Source organism: Roseibium sp. (assembly GCF_965232425.1).
In the GTDB taxonomy this organism is placed as follows: domain Bacteria; phylum Pseudomonadota; class Alphaproteobacteria; order Rhizobiales; family Stappiaceae; genus Roseibium.
The window spans coordinates 4,740,855-4,758,150 of the sequence record NZ_OZ246971.1; the positions used below are offsets into that span (position 1 = coordinate 4,740,855).

The 17,296-nt window shown below is 60.0% G+C and carries 11 protein-coding genes; 4 read left to right on the plus strand and 7 right to left on the minus strand.

Translation table 11 applies throughout. The features are described 5' to 3' along the window. Nucleotide 1 precedes the first annotated feature (1 nt). Complete coding sequence (gene chrA / locus ACO08A_RS21525; RefSeq protein ID WP_422037954.1) at nt 2-1,342, plus strand: chromate efflux transporter; 1,341 nt, start codon at nt 2-4, stop codon at nt 1,340-1,342. A 227-nt stretch (nt 1,343-1,569) separates the two neighbouring features. Next, on the plus strand, nt 1,570-1,905 hold the full coding sequence (locus tag ACO08A_RS21530) for a cupin domain-containing protein (RefSeq protein WP_422037955.1): 336 nt from the start codon (nt 1,570-1,572) through the stop codon (nt 1,903-1,905). Nucleotides 1,906-1,930: 25 nt separating this feature from the next. Here ACO08A_RS21530 and ACO08A_RS21535 read toward each other — a convergent pair whose 3' ends face one another. The 5 genes from ACO08A_RS21535 to ACO08A_RS21555 all read right to left on the minus strand — a co-directional run bounded on the left by ACO08A_RS21535 (nt 1,931) and on the right by ACO08A_RS21555 (nt 9,377). After that, nucleotides 1,931-2,719 (minus strand): hypothetical protein, encoded by a 789-nt coding sequence (locus ACO08A_RS21535; RefSeq protein ID WP_422037956.1) that lies wholly within the window; start codon nt 2,717-2,719, stop codon nt 1,931-1,933. Between the two features lie 221 nt (nt 2,720-2,940). Continuing rightward, nucleotides 2,941-4,611, minus strand: coding sequence for a sulfatase-like hydrolase/transferase (locus tag ACO08A_RS21540; RefSeq protein WP_422037957.1), 1,671 nt, complete (start codon nt 4,609-4,611; stop codon nt 2,941-2,943). A gap of 59 nt (nt 4,612-4,670) precedes the next feature. Further along, nucleotides 4,671-5,942, minus strand: coding sequence for a DUF3179 domain-containing (seleno)protein (locus tag ACO08A_RS21545; RefSeq protein WP_422037958.1), 1,272 nt, complete (start codon nt 5,940-5,942; stop codon nt 4,671-4,673). Between the two features lie 5 nt (nt 5,943-5,947). Then, nucleotides 5,948-7,666: an alkaline phosphatase family protein gene (locus ACO08A_RS21550; RefSeq protein ID WP_422037959.1), complete on the minus strand. Its 1,719-nt coding sequence runs from the start codon at nt 7,664-7,666 to the stop codon at nt 5,948-5,950. Nucleotides 7,667-7,736: 70 nt separating this feature from the next. Beyond that, nucleotides 7,737-9,377 (minus strand): sulfatase-like hydrolase/transferase, encoded by a 1,641-nt coding sequence (locus tag ACO08A_RS21555; RefSeq protein WP_422037960.1) that lies wholly within the window; start codon nt 9,375-9,377, stop codon nt 7,737-7,739. A 223-nt stretch (nt 9,378-9,600) separates the two neighbouring features. Between ACO08A_RS21555 and ACO08A_RS21560 the strand changes: the two genes are divergently transcribed. Together ACO08A_RS21560 and ACO08A_RS21565 are read left to right on the plus strand one after the other, a co-directional pair. Then, nucleotides 9,601-10,545, plus strand: coding sequence for a helix-turn-helix domain-containing protein (locus ACO08A_RS21560; protein WP_422037961.1), 945 nt, complete (start codon nt 9,601-9,603; stop codon nt 10,543-10,545). A gap of 450 nt (nt 10,546-10,995) precedes the next feature. Then, the gene (locus ACO08A_RS21565) at nt 10,996-12,741 is read left to right on the plus strand and encodes a CAP domain-containing protein (RefSeq protein WP_422037962.1); all 1,746 of its coding nucleotides are present in this window, start codon (nt 10,996-10,998) and stop codon (nt 12,739-12,741) included. A 41-nt stretch (nt 12,742-12,782) separates the two neighbouring features. Here the strand turns inward: ACO08A_RS21565 and ACO08A_RS21570 are convergent, their stop codons facing one another. Together ACO08A_RS21570 and ACO08A_RS21575 are read right to left on the minus strand one after the other, a co-directional pair. Beyond that, on the minus strand, nt 12,783-15,896 hold the full coding sequence (locus ACO08A_RS21570) for an efflux RND transporter permease subunit (protein WP_422037963.1): 3,114 nt from the start codon (nt 15,894-15,896) through the stop codon (nt 12,783-12,785). Next, entirely contained in the window at nt 15,889-17,016 is a 1,128-nt protein-coding gene (locus ACO08A_RS21575) for an efflux RND transporter periplasmic adaptor subunit (protein WP_422037964.1), read from the minus strand. The genes ACO08A_RS21570 and ACO08A_RS21575 overlap by 8 nt, the downstream gene beginning before the upstream one ends. Nucleotides 17,017-17,296 lie beyond the last annotated feature (280 nt).

The following is a 17,296-nucleotide window of genomic DNA, read 5'->3' on the forward strand; positions in this document are numbered from 1 at the left end:
CATGCCGAGACAGTCCGAAACTTCCCGGTCTCCGGACGGGTGTGCTCCGCTGTGCAGGGATATAGCGGTTTCCTGGAGGCGGCTGTTTGCCGTATTCGGCAGCATCGGCCTTCTGTCATTCGGCGGTCCCGCGGCCCAGATCGCGCTGATGCATCGCAAGCTGGTAGAGGAAACCGGCTGGCTGTCCGAGAGAGCCTACGCCAACGCCCTTGGCTTCTGCATGCTTCTGCCGGGACCGGAAGCCATGCAGCTTGCGACCTATTGCGGCTGGAAGCTGGGGGGCATTGCAGGCGGGCTCATTGCGGGCCTGCTTTTCGTGATCCCGGGGGCAATTGCCATCTTCGCGCTGGCTGGCCTCTATGCCGTCTTCGGCAATGTTCCGCTGATGTCGCAGCTGTTCCTGGGCATCAAGGCTGCTGTTCTCGTTGTTGTGCTGGAAGCCCTGCTGAGGCTTTCGAGGCGGGCCTTGAAAGAGCGGAAGGAATGGATCATTGCCGGTCTGGCTTTCGTGGCCATCTTCTTTCTGTCTCTGCCGTTCCCGCTGATCGTGCTCGCCGCCGCGCTGTTCGGCGCAGCGACGGGCAGGGGAACCGGCTGTGATGCGGGCGATGGCGGTGCCGGTTCACACGCCGGTACCGATGTTTCCTTCGCCGCAACCCTTGCCCGTATCTCCGTCTGGCTGGCCTTGTGGCTCGGACCGCTGGCACTGCTCGACTGGTGGGGCGGAGCCCCGGTCCTGAGCGAGCTCGGCTGGTTCTTTTCCAAGCTGGCCGTTGTGACCTTTGGCGGCGCATACGCCGTTCTTGCCTACATGGCGCAAGACGTTGTCATCCTGCACGGCTGGCTCAGCGCAGGTGAAATGATGGACGGGCTCGGTCTTGCCGAGACGACACCCGGGCCGCTGATCCTGGTAACGCAGTTCGTGGGATTTCTGGCCGCCTTTCAGAGCGGCGGCCTCTGGTTGGGCCTGGCCGGCGGCCTCGTCGCGCTGTGGGCAACGTTCGTTCCCTGTTTCTTGTGGATCTTCGCCGGCGCACCCTACATTGACCGGATATCGGCGTTGCCAAGGCTGCAATCGGCTTTCTCGGCCATCATCGCTGCCGTGGTCGGGGTTGTGCTCAATCTCTCGGTCTGGTTCGCACTGCATGTCGTCTTCGGGTCCGTCAGCGCCGAGCGGTGGGGGTGGTTCACCCTCTGGGTGCCGGAACTGACAAGCCTGGACTGGCGGGTGCCTGTGCTCGCGATATTTAGCGGCCTTCTCCTGCTCCGCTTCCATGTCAACCTGATCTGGACCTTGCTCGCTGCGGCGCTCGCGGGTGTGGTCCTGTCCCAGGTCGGCTGAAGTATGGCGATGGGGGTGATGAAAGGTTAGAAACTGATTCCGGATGCGGCTTCAAGTCATTGTTTTCGAATAGGAATGTTCGTTTCTCGGCAGGTTTGGACACGCCCGATTCCCGATACCTGCGAGACCGTTTTCTGCCGTCAACGGCGATCTGGGCAGGGCGCTTGCACGGGAGGTCTTGAGCGGGCACTGTGCTTTCGTTGTGTCATCGCATTTGAGGTAGAAGCATGCAGTTACCGGATTTCATCAAGAATTTTCCCGCACTGGACATCCCGTTTCCCGAAGATGTGGTGACCTCGCATGCGATCCAGTCGGACGCCGGGCTTGTTGTCTTTTTCGATTTTCAGAAGGATTTCGTTCTGCCGCCCCATGCCCATCTCGCCCAGTGGGGGACGGTGCTGGACGGGGAGATCGAATTCACGATCGACGGGGAAACGAAAACCCTCGGCCCCGGCGCCATCTACGACATCCCGAGCGGTGCCGAGCATGGGGCTGTCATCAAGGCCGGCACGAAGGTCATCGACGTGTTCGAGGAAGCGCACCGCTACCCTGTCAAGGGGTGACGCACGGCGGGCGCCGCGTCACCGCTCAGAAACGGGCGACGACGCCAAGCAGCGGGCCGTGGGTGATGGTGTCATAGCCGAAGCTGTCGGTGCCGGTCTTGTCGTTGTCGTAGTCGACACTCAACGCCTTGTACTGCATGTGGGCCGACCAGGTCTTGTTGAAGTGGTAGCCGATGCCGCCCTGGACGTTCCAGGTGAAATCGGACGCCACGCCGAAGCCGCCAATGTCGCCCCTGGCGTTGGCAGACCATTTGTCGTTGAACATGTGGAAGGCGCGAATTCCGACCACGGGATCGATCCAGTCGTCGCCGCGGGAGATATCGAAATTGCCAACGAAGGTGCCCTGTGCGTTGAGGTCCAAGTTGATGTCCCAGTAGCGTCCGCCGGCATAGACGTCGACAGAGGTCTGCGGCGAGTTGTAGACGCGGTAGAACAGCATTCCCTCGACGATCAGCTGATCGACCCCGACACTGATGCGCCCGCCACCGGCGCGCACATCGGCGGAGGCACCGAGCCCCATATAGGCAATGTCGAGCATTGCGCCGACTTTCTGCTGGTAAAGGGCTTCAGCGCGCACCATCGCTCCGAAGCGAAGGTTCTCCAGGATCGTGCCGGTGTCGACGTCGATATCTGTCGCCGGAAGGCGGCCGACCTGCGTGGTTCCGGTGATGTTGGCGGCGACAAAATAGGGCGCGATCATGAACTCCCAGGCGCGGTTGACCCGCTCGTTGACCTGGTAGGGTTCGGTTGCAGGTTGTGGCAGATCAGCCGCGTATGACGTTGAGAACGGCAAGCTCGCCGTGAGTAAAGTCAAACCCACGCCGCACGCTTTGGCAGAATTACTGTAAAAATTGCGCATGAAATCTTGCCTTCTTGCCGCATTTTCAGTTCAAATCAGATGAACCGCTTGATTTTATTCAAACATATGCATGACGCGGTCGCCACCGGCTGAGCACAAAAAGTCCCGGGCATGGCGGAAATGCAACATCGTCAAAGGTGAGGATGTCCGCGTTTCCCGGGTCTCCCGTCCTCGCGTCATTGCTCTGGTGTTTTCCGCATGAACAGCCACTCCTCGAGCATCGCCTGTGTTTCGGGGCGCAGGTTTGTCACCCCGTCATAAGGCATGCCGACGTCCGGTTTCATGTCCGGATACTTTTCCTTTCGCATCAGATGGCGCTGCAGCATGTTCACGAATTTCGCGCTGCCCCAGGCGCCGATCTCGGTGGACACCGGATACTTCTCCTGAGGATCGCGGAAGAGGTCGTAGAAGTCGGCGAGAATGGCATTCTCGATGCTGCCGCCGGGGATCGCGAGCTTGTACTGCTCCTTCACCACGGCCTCCAGCTTGTTGATGTTGTAAAGGAACACGTAATCGCGGCGGCCGAATTCCTCACCGTTCAGCAACAGTGATGTCTGGTCGATCCCGTCGATGATGCGGTCTGTCGGAATGTTGCCCTTGGCGCCTCCGAGGCGGGCGAGGGTGGTGAAGAGGTCGCTGACATGCACCATGTCACCGACGACCGAGTTTGCCTCGATGACGCCGGGCCAGCGCACGAAGGCATCGACGCGCACGCCGCCTTCCGTCGTCTTGCCCTTGCCGCCCTTGAAGATCATCGGGGTATATCCGGACTGGGGCGAGTACTTCGTGAAATGACCGTTGTCGCCCATGACGATGACGATGGTGTTGTCTGCGATACCCAGCGTGTCCATTTCGCGCATGAGATCGCCGATCCACTGGTCGACAAGTTTCATCTTCTCGACATAGATGCCGCCATTCGGGGTTGTGTATTCATCCGTCGTGGTGCGCGGACCGGTCAGCGGGTAAAGCGGCCAGTACTGCAGGAAGAAAGGTTCGTCCTTCGCGGCGAGTTCGCGCAGTTGTTCCATCGCCTGGTTCTGGTAGCGGACGTTCATTTCGTGATACTTGGCTTCGTTCCAGCGCTCGCCGACGGCCATCTCCACTTCCTGAACAGGTTCGTTCCGGGTACCCTCGACGCCCGTGACAAGGCGGGATGAATCGGTCCTGAACCAGCGGTCCAGCGTGAAGCGGTCATCGTAGTTGTTGTCGCCGATGCCGATGGAGACTTCCTCGTCGGCGGCGTCATCGTGATAGATGGTCAGCTGACCCTGCTGATGGACGGGGAAAACGGCGTAGTCGAAACCCTGAAAATTCGGCCAGGACGCCTGTATGTCGCCCATGTGCCATTTGCCGACATGAGACGTGTTGTACCCGGCTTCGGACAAGACCTCGGCGAGCGTGACTTCCGCGTCCGCGAGGCCGAAACCGGAGAGCTCGACCTGGGTATTGCCCATGCCGTTGCGATGGGGTTGGCGCCCGGTCATGAAGGCAACACGGGTGGGGGTGCAGGAGGGTTCGGTATACATGCGGGCAAGCCGCATGCCTTCGCTGGCAAGTTCGTTGATCGCAGGCGTCTTGTAGCCGCGAATGGCGTTCAGGGTCGCGCTGCCGAGATCGCCGAAGCCGATATCATCGATCAGGATGTAGAAGATGTTCGGCGGTTTGCCGTCGTTGCGGTCTCGGATTTCGGCGAGGGCGGTATCGAGAGCGGCATCTTCCTGCGCCCATTTCTCGCCGTTCTGGGCCTGGAGAATGTAATATTCCGCATCATGGACGATGGGTGCGTTCTGTGCATGGGCGGGCACAGTCAGCAGTGCGAGTGTCATTGCCGTCAGCAGTCTGTTCATTGCAGGCTCCCGGTTCTTGTTATAAGCCAATGGTTCATTTCCTTCGCAGCCGCCGCGTCTCACTGTGCGGCCTCGGTTTCAGCGTCGCTTGTCTCGTTTTTCTCCGAGGCCTCGCCGATCCGGTTGATGTCGGTGTTGGGAAAGTATTCGGCCCACACGTGCCAGAACATTCCGGGGCGGAGGTTTTCGACCCGCTGCAGCCTTCCGGCCGGCGTCATGCCGAAGAAATCGATCTCCGTGACCGGTGCGCCCGTGTCGTTGTACCAGACGCCGAGGCTCTCGAATTTCGGATCCCACGCGACCACCAGATCCCTCGTTCCGACCCGGGCATTGACGATGTTGCCGTTTTCAACGACGAAATCATCCGTCCAGCAAACCGCGTCACCGTCGTTGTCGACGCCCCAGACATAGGTCTTGTTGTGCAGGCGCTTGTCGGCAGCGCGGTTCATGTTCCCGATGATCGGTTCGTTCACCCGGTGCTGGCGGGAGATTTCAGATGAAAAGATGGTCTCGATGGCGAGGTCGAACAGAAACAGGAACGGGTTTTCCGACGGCCTGTTGATGAAGACCTTGCCGTCGGGATAGGCCTTTTTGAAACCGCGCATGGTCATCCGGAAGGTCGGCCAGGGACGCATGGCCAATTGCGGCCGGACAGGGCAGGTGGCGCCATTTTCGGAAGGGGTGCCGTCCCGGTCGCGAAACCCGTAGATCTGCTGGATCGGTTCGCCGGTCCGGTTGTCGCGCAGGATCAGATTGTTGCCGTGCTGCGCCAGCACTTCAAGGTCCAGGTCCTGTCCCTCGATCTTCGGCGTGTAGCCGATCCCCAGATTGGCCATCGCACAATAGGTCATGATGACGTTTTCGCCGTCCAGCCCTTCGCGGTTGCCGGCAAGATGCGGGCGCATGATCTGAGCGTCCGGATGCGCGCGGGCGACGCCGTTGTTCTCGATAACAAGGACCTGACTGGACGGGCTGACCCATTCCATAGCGTCCCTGACGGGAAGGTATTTTGCCGAATTCTTCTGGTTCCTAAGGCCGACATGCACCCAGACATAGGGAAAGGCATAAAGGACGATCAGCAGCAGAACGGCGACAAGCCAGAGCCAGAACGGGCCTCCTCCCAACAGCAGGTGGGACAGCGTCATCACCGCTGCCGCAGACAGTCCGACGGCAAGAAGCCGGTACTCGTTGCGAATGAACCGGGCCATGTTGTCCCGCTTCACCTTCAGAACCATTTGCGTGACGTCGCCGAGATCCCGGAAGTAGAGGAGGCCGATGACAAGTGAGACAGCGAGCCCGGCGTAGAAAAGAAGATTTCCAATAATTGCCATTTCCCCTACCTTGTTTCCGAAGTATTGGCATTATTACTTATTTTTGCATCGGCAAGTGTTTCGAAGAGCACTCCTCCGGATGCTCCGCTCGGAATTGTTGTTCCGAAGATTGTGCTTAAAGTTATCGCTACGTCAATCGTCGCGACCCGCCTTGCGATCCTCGCAGGCTGGATTCCGGGGCCTGAAAACAGGATCGGAACATGCGTGTCGTAGCGCCAAGGCGATCCGTGCATGACGGCAATGGCACCTTCTTCGAACAGGAAGGAATAGGGTGTCTGAACCACGTAAATGTCGCCGGATCGCTGCGGATGATGGTTGCGCCTGATCGGTGCCTGAAGGAAGTCGCCGTCCTGCTCCGGCAGCGGCACGGTGGGCATTGCCATGGCGATTCCCTTTTCAGCCATCAGGTCTTCCGCGACGCGGCGCTCGATCTCCCGCCGATCCGCACCGGCCTCGGAAATCGCTTCGTGGTCGAGGTAGACGTAGGGGCGGAAGAAGTACTGGATCGCGTCCTTTACGCCGAATTCCTCGAAAAGGACGGGATTCAAATTTGCCGTGAGGACCTCGGTCGAATTTCGGTAGGCAAGGAACCCGGTCTCGTTCAGCTCTTCCGGCATTTCCGGCATGCCGTGATCGGCAGAAAGCACGTACAGAACATGATCTGCACCGACCGTCTCGTCGAGGAAGGTGAAAAACGTGCTCAACGTCTGGTCCAGACAGCGCACTAGTTCTTCGTTTTCGAGGCTCGAGGGGCCGAAGAAATGATTGGTCGCATCCACGCCGGAGAAGCTGACACTCAGATAGTCTGTCCAGTCGTCGGCACCAAGCTGTTCGGCCGTGACGATCGTCTTTGCAAAATCCGCTACCAGACGGTCACCGGTCGGGGAAACAAGGACCTGGGTGTAATACATCCCGTCCTCGGGGGCACCGTAGTGATGGGGAAACGCCTTGCCGAAGCCACGCAGGTCCGTTGCGTAGGACCGATCCTCGATGTCGAATAGATACGGGGTCTCGAGGCATTCCGGAAACCATGTCTCACCGACCATGACATCTGCGGGACGTGCAGCGTTCCACTCGATTGCCCAGTCGGGATACGCATCGTAGTAGAAGCTGCTTGTTTCGAATGCGCCGGTTGCGGTCGACATCCAGAACGATTTGCCGCGATGTCCGCCCATGGCGACGGCAGAGCGGTCCTTGCCGGACACGGAGAACACCTTGGAGCGGCCGTTGTTCGACTTGGACAATTCGTCCGCGAACGTGCTTGCCAGAAGGTTCACGGGAGAACGGCCATTGGATTTTGCAGCAGCTTGCGTCGGATCGACCTGATCGCCTTCACCGCCAAATCCCGGCATGGGCAGCATCGGATGGTCGGGATCCTCGATATTGTAGCCGAGACGGCCTTCCACGCGATTGAACCAGGCATTGCCGATCATGCCGTGCTCCGACGGGTGGGCTCCCGTCGACAGGGTGGCATGTCCGACGATTGTTTCAGTGTTCGCGTGCAGGTGATGGGCATCCGTGTACCAGAGGCCGCCTTCCGTAAGGCGGCGGAACCCATCCGGTCCGAAACTCTCGTGATAGCGGTTCAGGAGGTCACCCCGGAGGCCGTCGACCGTGATCTGAACGATGAGGCGAACCGGTTCTGCGCGCGTGGCCGCCGGGAGGGTGGCGATGGCAAGGGATGTCAAGAAAAGCAGCCATGCGCGGCGTTTCGTGTTTCGCAATGTCGCTCCTCCGTTCCTGTTGTGACCGGCAAGAGCCCGCAACCGGTCGGTCACGGGCCCTCGCGATCCTTCATTGCCAGCTTGCGAAGACTTCACGCGTGAGTTCGCTTTCCGGCCTGAGGTTTTCGATCCCCTCGTAGGGCACTCCCTTGCCGAGTGGCAGGTGTGGGTATTTCGCAATCGTTTTCTGGTGACGCTTGACCATGTCCTGGAATGAGGCCCCGGACCAAAGCGAATAGCCGACGAGGGGATGCTCCTCACGCGGGTCGCGATAAATGTTGTAGACGGGTGCAGCAGCCCCGGGGACGCCGGGTGCCGGCAGGTGCATCTTGAACTCCTGCTTGACGACCGAACGCAACACCGGTCCCTCGTATACGTAAACATAGTCACGCCTCGAGTTGCCTTCGCCTTCCAGGAGCAAAGCCGTCTGGTCAAGCCCGTCAATGACGCGATCCCTGGGAATGAACTCGGTCGCGTCTGCAATCCGGGCGAAGGTGGTGAACAGGTCCGAGACATGGATGATGTCCCCGGCGGCGCTGCCCGCTTCGATGATGCCGGGCCACCGGATGAAGGCGTCTGTTCGCACACCCCCTTCAAGGTGTTGTGTCTTGCCACCCCGGTAGATCAGTTGATTGAGGCCGGACGGCCCTTCGTAGTGATACATCAGGCCGTTGTCCGCCATCAGGATGACGATGGTGTTGTCGCGCAACCCCAATTCGTCCACCCTGGTCAGCAGATCCCCGATCCAGCCATCCAGGAGCTGCAACTTGTCGGCATGGAAGCCACCGTTCCGGGAAATTGCCTGATCCGGATAAACGAAATTGAGCGGGTACAGCGGCCAGTACTGCAGAAAGAACGGTTCGTCCTCGCCGGCGAGCCGTTCGAGCTGCTGCAGGATCTGGCGCTGGTAGCGTTCGTTCATGTCCTCGTATTTGGCCTGGGTCCATTCTTCGCCCGCGGCCATGTCGACTTCCCGGGCCATGCCTCCGGCCTCGGCTTCGACACCCGTTACCAGGCCGTAGGGTTTGAAGCGCTGGTCGATGGCGAACTGGTTGCTCTGGCCCGATGCGTGGAAGCCGAGCATGTTGTTCGCGGTCATGGCTTCGCGGGTCATGAGGCTGAGCTGGACCTGCTGGTGAAGCGGGAAGGCCGCCCAGTCAAAACCCTGATTGTGCGGATAGGCCTGTTCAATGTCGCCCTGGTGCCATTTGCCCACGTGGGCGGTGTTGTAGCCGGCCTGTTTCAGAATTTCGGCAATCGTGACTTCTTCAGCAGAAAGGCCTTCACCGACCAGCGCGACCTTGACCTCCTCGACCCCGGCACGGACCGGATGGCGTCCGGTCAGCATCGCCGTCCGGGTCGGCGTACAGGACGGCTCGGTGTACATGCGCATCAGGGACAAGCCCTCTGACGCGAGTTCGTTTATGTTCGGCGTGTCGATCCCGGTAACGTAGTTGAGGGTGCGATTGCCCATCTGGCCGAAACTGACATCGTCGATCAGAATGTAGAGAATATTCGGCGGCTTGCCGCCATTCGCCTCTCGGATTTCGCTGAGCCGTGTTTCGATCCTCTGATCCTGTTCGGCCCACTCGTCTTGCTTCTGGGCGAGTAGGTATTCGAATTCCCCATCACGGAGGATCGGATTGTCCTGCGCGTTCGCGCCGGTGTAACCGATTGCCAATGTCAGCAGAAATGCCGATGTCAATCTCATCTGCTTGCCTCCCAATAGGTGCCGGGGACGCTCACGGCCGCAATTTGCGCTGCTCAGAGGGAACCTTGCTGCTGGCGACGAGCCCCGTCTTTTGGCGGTTTTCTCCGCCTAAACGCAAAACTGACCGAAAACCTCCGGATCGATTTGTAATGTTTGCCAAATTGACTCTACGAAGGTTCCTCTGCTCCCATGATCGAAATTGCGAAATGGAGGTGCAATTTACTTGAAGAGACAAGGTTTTCAGGCCAGCCTCGTTGCCGAATTTTCGGACGTCGACCAGCTGTGCCATGACATCCGGAATTGGGATCTTCAGTTCCAGCCGCTCGGCCCGGTCCCGGTACGTCAGACCATCGCCAAGATCATTCAGGGACACGCGGCTCAGTTCGATTGCACCTATGCCCGCTTTCACATGAATTTCGACCAGCGCGGGGCACCGCCACAGGGGAAAGTCACGTTCACCATCCCCGGAAAGAGGCTGCAGGAATTGTGGTGGCGGGGTCACAGCACCGGGGAACACGATGTTCTGGTCTATCTGCCCGGCACGGAGCTCAAATCGATCTCGGCCGAGGACTTCGAGGTACACCTGATCGCCGTCGATGTTGCGGTGATTGCAGATTATTTCAATCGGTGCGGTCTCACCGTGCCTGATCCGGCAAAGCTTCCAAGCGTTTTCAGGGCACCGGACAATATCTTGAGGAAAGCGCGTTCCATTCTCGGAAAACTCGATGAGCAGCCGGCGCTTGTCGACCCTTGCACGCTGGATGCGCTCGTGGAGAAACTGATCATTTGCTGGGTCGTTCAGACCGGTCTGCAGCCACGGAGCCTTGCACCGAACGCCTCGCGTATCGTGATGGAGGAAATCGTGGCTGCGGTCGCCTCCGATGACATTGCCGATCTGCGGATTTCCGAACTCTGCCGACGCGGAGGAATTTCCCGGCGGGCGCTGGAGATTGCTTTCCAGGACAAGTTCGGCACGGGACCTGCAGCGTTCGTGAAGTCGGCCAGGCTTGCGCATGCGCGGCGGCAACTGCAATTGGCCGCGGATGCTGACGTCACGATCGCCGATGTCATGGATGATGTGGGTTTTTCCCATGTCGGGCAGTTCGCACAGGACTACCGCAGGATGTTCGGCGAAAGGCCGTCCGACACCTTGAGGCGATACAGCTGAACCCTTCCGTTGGGGCACTTGTCATTGCACCAAATGGGTTCGTTCGGCGGGTTTCGATCATGTGATCGTCTGAACGGTTCAGCACATATATTGCTTGCAAGAAATTGAAGCTTGCTTGCGCAAGATCATGAAATTCCCTGTTTATTGACAAGAGTTTACTTTCAATTTGTTTGCTGTCTTTGTGCAACCGGAATTGATTGTTCCAAACGGATTTTGACAATTTTCCGGTGGCCTCAAGCCGCATTGTCCCTTGCGGAACGAAACTAACGCTGCGTTGAAAAGCCTTTGCTCGCGTTGCTTCAAGGCGAACCGGCGACAACCGTTCATGCCCGTATCGCGGGTCAGTTTTTCTGACACATCTTTAGCAGAATCCTTCCGCAAAGCGGCGTTTCTTTCGCCCGATTTCATCGCAAGCCTTCCGGCGCGATGTGAGAAAAGAAAGGAAACGCTATGGTCGACAATCCCGTTAAGGCACTCAGTGCCAGCGAGCAGTTGATCCTGGAGCTTGTCAACAAGGAGCGCGCGGCAGCTGGGCTCGAGCCGCTTGCAACGGACGGGCGGATCAATGCCGCTGCACAGAAACATTCCGAATGGATGGCGGACGGACGGGTTCTCAATCATACCGGTTCGGGTGGCTCAAGTCCCTGGGACCGCATGAAGGCAGAGGGCTGGACGGAGTATCCGATGGGGGAGAACATTGCCTACAATCCGTTCAACCAGCATCAGCCGATTTCGGGCGCCTATGTTCCCCAGGCGGTCGTTGAGGGAATGCACACCGGCTGGATGAACTCGTCCGGCCACAGGGCCAACATCCTGAGCTCGAATTACACGGTGATCGGCATCGGCGATGCGATCGGCGGGCATCCGAGTTCCCCGAACCATTCAACCAGCTACGCGACGCAGAACTTCGCCGGGACGGCGAAAAACTATGTCACCGGCGTGGTTTTCGATGACGCGGACGGCGACAAGTTCTTCGATATCGGCGAGGAACTCGGATCGGCAAAGGTCACGATCGTCAACGCGTCGGGCCAGACGGTCGCCACAACCTCGACCGATCCGGGAGGCGGGTACAGCATCGCGCTGGCAAACGGGTCCTATACCGCCAGGTACACCGGGACCGGCATCGACGGCACGATCGAGAAGTCGTTTTCGATTTCCGGCAGCAACGTCAAGCTCGACGTCAAGGACGGATCGGAGGGGGGCGGGACGACACCACCACCGACGGGCGGCAGCGGCAATGACACGGTCTATTTCACCAACGGTGACGACTTCTGGGAAAACGGTTCGCCGAAGGATATCGGCGGCGCCGGTATCGACACGCTGATCATCAACAAGGGGTCCGTCTTCAACACGTCCGGGCTTTCCTGGTACGGGTTCGAGCGCTTCATCGGCGCGGACGGCAACGACCGCGTGGTGGGCAATGACGCCAGCGTCGACTACCGGCTGAGCGGGGCCGGCGGCAACGACACGCTGCAGGGCAACGGCGGAGACGACACGCTGCTCGGCGGCCCGGGAAACGACCGGCTCTTCGGCAAGGCCGGAGACGATGTCATCAAGGGGGGTGCCGGACGGGATGTCATGTATGGCGGCGCCGGAGACGACGAGATCCACTACGGCAATGGTGATGTCTTCTGGGACAACGGCACACCGCGCAACATCGGCGGTTCCGGTGTCGATACGCTCATTGTCGAGGCAGGCTCGCGCTTCAACACGTCGGCGCTGTCGAAATACGGTTTCGAGAAGTTCACCGGCGCCGAAAAGGACGACAGGGTTGTGGGTGACAGCGGTAACGTTGACTACGTTCTGAAGGGCGGTGGCGGCAACGATTTCCTGAAAGGAAGTGCGGGTACCGACACTCTGATCGGCGGTGCGGGCAATGACCGAATGGAACCGGGGGCATCTTCCGGCGGGGTTCAGAAACTCGCGGGCCAGTCCGGCAACGACACCTATGTGGTGACCTCGAAATCGGGCCGGGTCGATATTGTCGAACTCGCCGGAAACGGCAATGACAAGCTGATCTTCAAGGATCTCAAAAGATCGGATGTCGACGTGTCGATCAACGCGAATGACAAGATGGTCCTGTCCTGGGACGACGGGGCCGGGAGCGTGACGATCAATGACGCGGGCGCGCACCTGGACCAGTTCGTGTTCCAGTTCGGGGCGGTCTATCAGCCTGACGATTTCGCCATTCTCTGAGGGCGTCGCGAGCGTGCTCCCTCAGGGGAGCGCGCTTCGCGTCAGGCGGCATTGCCGCCCTCCAGTTCCTCTGCAAGGCGTTTTTCCGAAGCGCCCGGCGGCTGCGACCATCCCGCGATGATCCGGTAGACCGCCGGTGTCAGGAACAGGGTGAAGATGGTGGCAAGGCCCAGCCCACCCACAACGACCCAGCCGACGGCGGTTCTCGCCTCCGCGCCTGCGCCGCTTGCCAGCACCAGCGGGATACTGCCGGCGACGGTCGATGCCATCGTCATCATCACCGGTTTCAGCCTGATCCGCATGGCGTTGCGGATGGCGGTGTCCACGTCCTCGCCCTGCTGGCGGAGCTGATTGGCGAATTCGACGATCAGGATGCCGTTCTTCGCCATGATGCCGACAAGGATCACGAGGCCGATCTGGCTGTAATAGTTGAGACTTCCACCGGAGATCAGAATCGCCAGGAGTGCCGTTCCGAGGCCGCATGGAACGGTGATCAGGATGATCAGGGAGCTGGAAAAGCTTTCGAACTGTGCGGAGAGCACCAGGAAGACAATCAGGATAGCCGCTGCGAACACCAGCAGCGTGGTCGTCTCACCCGTTTCAAGCGTGGCGGCCTCACCGAGAAACACCAGGCGCCCCTCGTTGCCGAGGATGTCCGGGGCGATTTCCTTCAGCCGGTCGACCGCGGTTCCAAGATCCACGCCGCTTCCCAGATTGGCCTGCGCCGTCACGGCGCGCTCGCGCGCTTCGCGGCTCAAGGTGGAGGCCGAGGCGGCAACGGACAGCGTTGCGACAGACGAAATCGGCACAAACTGGCCGTTGCCGGCGCGCAGGAACGTGTTTTCGAGATCGCCCTGGTCGTTGATCGGCCGCCCGCCGAGTTCCAGCCGGACCTCGACCGTTTCGTTGTTCAGGAAGATCTCCGACGCCTTGTTGCCTTCAATGACCGTGTTGAGTGTCTCGATCACGTCCCTTGGTTCGATGTCCAGGTTTGCCGCCTGGTCGCGATCGACCTCCAAGAGCAGTTGCGGCTGGTTGACCTCGTTGACAAGCTGGGCGTTGGCAAATGTCGGATCACCCTCCATTTTCGCGATCAACTCGCCCGCGAGATCGCCCAAGACATCGTATTCCTTGCCGACAACGGCGAACTGGACACCCCGTCCGGCACCGCGGATGCCAAGGCTGTTGGAGGCGCGCAAGGCGATGAAAGCCCCTGGTATACGGCTGACCGGACCCTGTATCTGGGCCGCGATTTCCTGCTGGCTGCGTGCACGCTCCTCCCAGGGCGCCAGCCGGACGAAGACAAGGGCGAAACTCGTCGATCGCAGCCCGATCAGCGACTGAACTGCCACGACCTCACCGGAGGCGACGAGCGGTTCCAGGATTTTTTCAACCCGGGCCACCTGCCGGCTGGTGTAGTCGAGGCTCGCGGAGGAAGGAGTCCGGAGGGCGATCATCACCGTGCCGCGATCTTCGGATGGCGTAATTTCCTGGGGGAGGGAGCCGTAAAGCGCCAGGGATCCTCCGGCAAAGGCCAGCGCGCCAAAAAGGACAAGGTAGCGGGCCTTCAGAATGAAACCGATCAGGTTGCCGAAACCTGTCAGAAATGCGCTTTCGCCTTCTGCCTTTTCGCTCCGTTCACGCTTTCCGTCCGGTTTTCCCGGATCGACGAAAGAGCAGAGGGCCGGGGCCAATGTGAGCGCGACGAAGGAGGACAGGGCAACGGAGAATGCCAGAACAAAGCCGAATTCACCGAAGATGCCGCCTGCCTGTCCGGGAAGAAAAGAAATCGGAATGAAGACGGCGGCGAGCGTGGCCGTCGTCGAAATGACGGCGAAAAACACCTCCCGGGTTCCGACGGCGGCCGCCGCGAATGCGCCGAGGCCCTGTTTGCGGCGGCGCACGATGTTTTCCAGAACGACAATGGCATCGTCGACGACCATGCCCGTGGCCAGAACGAGGGCAAGCAGCGTGATCGTGTTGACGGAAAAGCCCGCCGCCCAGATCGCGCCGAGGGTGCCGGTCAGGGCAATCGGAACGGCGACGGCAGGCACCACGACCGCCCGAAGCGAGCGCAGGAACAGGAAGATGACCGCCACCACGATGACGATGGCCATAGCAATACTCGTGACGACGCCCGAAATGGACCGCTCCACGAAGACCCCGTCATCGGCCACGATCATCAGGTGCGCGCCGTCCGGCAGGTCTTCCTGCAATCCGGCAACGGCAATGCGTGCGGCATTGGAAATCGACAGCGTGTTGGCATGGGACTGGCGAATGATGTTCAGCCCGACGGCCGGTTGGCCGTTTATTCGGGTGATGACCGACGGGTCGTCGGACGTGAACTGAACAAAGGCGACGTCTCCGATCACCGTCTCGCGGTTGAGGCGGATCGCAGAGATCTCGGCCTCTGTCGTGGTCGAAGCGACGGATCTGACTACGAGCTCCTGGGTGCCGGTTTCCAGCGCTCCCAGCGGAATATCCAGGTTGGCGCTGGCAAGGGCAGTGCGCATGTCGGCAAGGGAAATGCCGCGGCTGGCAAGCGCGACGGGGAAGAAGGTAACGCGCATGATCCGGGCGTAGTCGCCTGCGACCTGAACTTCCGACACGCCGTCGATCGACAGCAGCCGATCCGACACGATGCCCTCCGCGAGCGATGTCAGCTCCGTCAGCGGCAGCGTCCCGCTGAGGGCGAGGCGCATGATCGGGTCCGCATCCGCATCGCTTTTCTGCACCGTCGGGTCTTCGACATCGTCGGGCAGATTGCGCTGGGCCCGGGAGACGAGATCCCTGGCGTCATTCGCCGCGTTGGTCACATCGGTCGAGGCGTTGAGTTCCAGCGTGAGGCTGGCGCTGCCATAGGACGACGTCGCGGATATGTTTTCGAGCCCTTCCAGCCGCGCGAGCGCGTCTTCCAGAACGCTGGTCACTTCGGAATCGACCGTGCTCGCGGCAGCACCGGGATAGGTGGCGCGCACCGATATGACCGGACTGGAGACGTTCGGAAGCTCCCGGACCTCCACACCGTTCAGTGCGGTAATGCCCGCTATGATCACGAGCAGGTTGAGCACAAGCGCCAGGATCGGACGGCCGACGAAGGTTGCCGCGAAGCCGAGCCGCTCCCGCGTCATCTGGTGCGGCGGCAGATCATCCATCGGTGTGCTCCGCGACCTCGACGGCGACGGACACGCCCTGGCTGACCTTGAAAGCGCCGTCCTTCACGACGACGTCGCCTTCGGCGAGATCGGCCTCCAGCCAGACACTGTCCCCGAGCCTGTGGCGTAGCACGACGTCGATCCTTTCAGGCGCGTTGTCGGCGGCAAGCTTCCAGACATAGGCCCCGTTCGGGCTCCAGAGGATCGAAACGGCCGGAACCATCGGCATCGGGGTATCGGCACTGGCGAGGCTGACGCTGAACGTCATGCCCGGCAAAAGAACATTCTCCGGGTTCTTGACCTGCGCGCGCACACGCACCGTGCGGAATTCCTCGTCGATCGAGCTGTCGAATGCGGTGATTTCGCCATTGAAGACACGCCCGACGAGGGCCGGCGTCGTCAGGCGCACCGGAACGCCCGTGCTGATCTGGCTGATGGCGGTCTCGGGCACCGTGAATTCGACGAGAAGACTGCTGGCATCGACCAGAGTAACAATTTCAGACCCTTGCGAAAGATAGCTGCCGACCGTGAGATCATTGAGATTGATCCGGCCGGAGAACGGGGCCCTGATCACCCTTCGATCATATTCGTACTGGGCCTCGGCGACCTTGGCTTCGGCGACCGCGAGAGACGCACGGGCCTCATCGACCTGTGCCTGCGAAACGGCGTTGCTGCTCTGGCTCAGGAGTGTCTGATACCTGTTGAACGATGCCGACTGCTGCTCAAGCTCGGCCTTGGCGCTGTCGAGGATGATTTCCTGGGTCTTGCGCTCCAGGGTGACGATCGGATCACCTGCGCTGACATCGGTGTTCGGCTGAACGTGGATTTCTTCAACGGTGCCGGCGACATCCGCCGTCACGTGGATCAGGCGGATCGCCTTTCCCGTTCCGATTGACTGGATCCTCGAGCGCGGAGGGGTGAACGCGACATCCGCCGTTGTCACGACAATGGCGTTGCTCGGAAACGTCTGCTCGGTCGAACTGCCGCTGTTCGCGGCCTGAGCCGTTTCTTGTTGACCGGCCTCTTCGTCCCTTCCCGGGATCAGCCCGGTCGCGGATATCCAGACACCCAAGGCGAACGCGCAGGCAAGCGCAACAATCGACCCTGCAATCCTCGTCATGGAATCAGCCCTCATGCGTTTCCCGAAGCAATCGTCATCTTGGTCGAACAGATCACAGCAATTGCGATTTTTGCAAGGCATTGACGGCCGATGGACGCCGCCACTCCGACACAAGCAGTATCAAGCTATGCGCTGATTGCGGCATTTTCTACGTATACGATTTTTAGTTTCTTCGTTTTTGTTTTGAATTTCAATGTAAATTCTTTGATTTTGAGTGAGTTGAATTTTGTTTTTGTTTTGCTTTTCGTAATTGATTTTATTTTTTACTTGTGAGCGTAGA

Excerpts from the sequence above, each read along its gene's own strand:
- chrA (WP_422037954.1), top strand. The coding sequence starts at position 2 with ATGCCGAGACAGTCCGAAACTTCCCGGTCTCCGGACGGGTGTGCTCCG.
- ACO08A_RS21530 (WP_422037955.1), top strand. The coding sequence starts at position 1,570 with ATGCAGTTACCGGATTTCATCAAGAATTTTCCCGCACTGGACATCCCG.
- ACO08A_RS21540 (WP_422037957.1), bottom strand. The coding sequence starts at position 4,611 with ATGAACAGACTGCTGACGGCAATGACACTCGCACTGCTGACTGTGCCC.
- ACO08A_RS21545 (WP_422037958.1), bottom strand. The coding sequence starts at position 5,942 with ATGGCAATTATTGGAAATCTTCTTTTCTACGCCGGGCTCGCTGTCTCA.
- ACO08A_RS21555 (WP_422037960.1), bottom strand. The coding sequence starts at position 9,377 with ATGAGATTGACATCGGCATTTCTGCTGACATTGGCAATCGGTTACACC.
- ACO08A_RS21565 (WP_422037962.1), top strand. The coding sequence starts at position 10,996 with ATGGTCGACAATCCCGTTAAGGCACTCAGTGCCAGCGAGCAGTTGATC.
- ACO08A_RS21570 (WP_422037963.1), bottom strand. The coding sequence starts at position 15,896 with ATGGATGATCTGCCGCCGCACCAGATGACGCGGGAGCGGCTCGGCTTC.
- ACO08A_RS21575 (WP_422037964.1), bottom strand. The coding sequence starts at position 17,016 with ATGACGAGGATTGCAGGGTCGATTGTTGCGCTTGCCTGCGCGTTCGCC.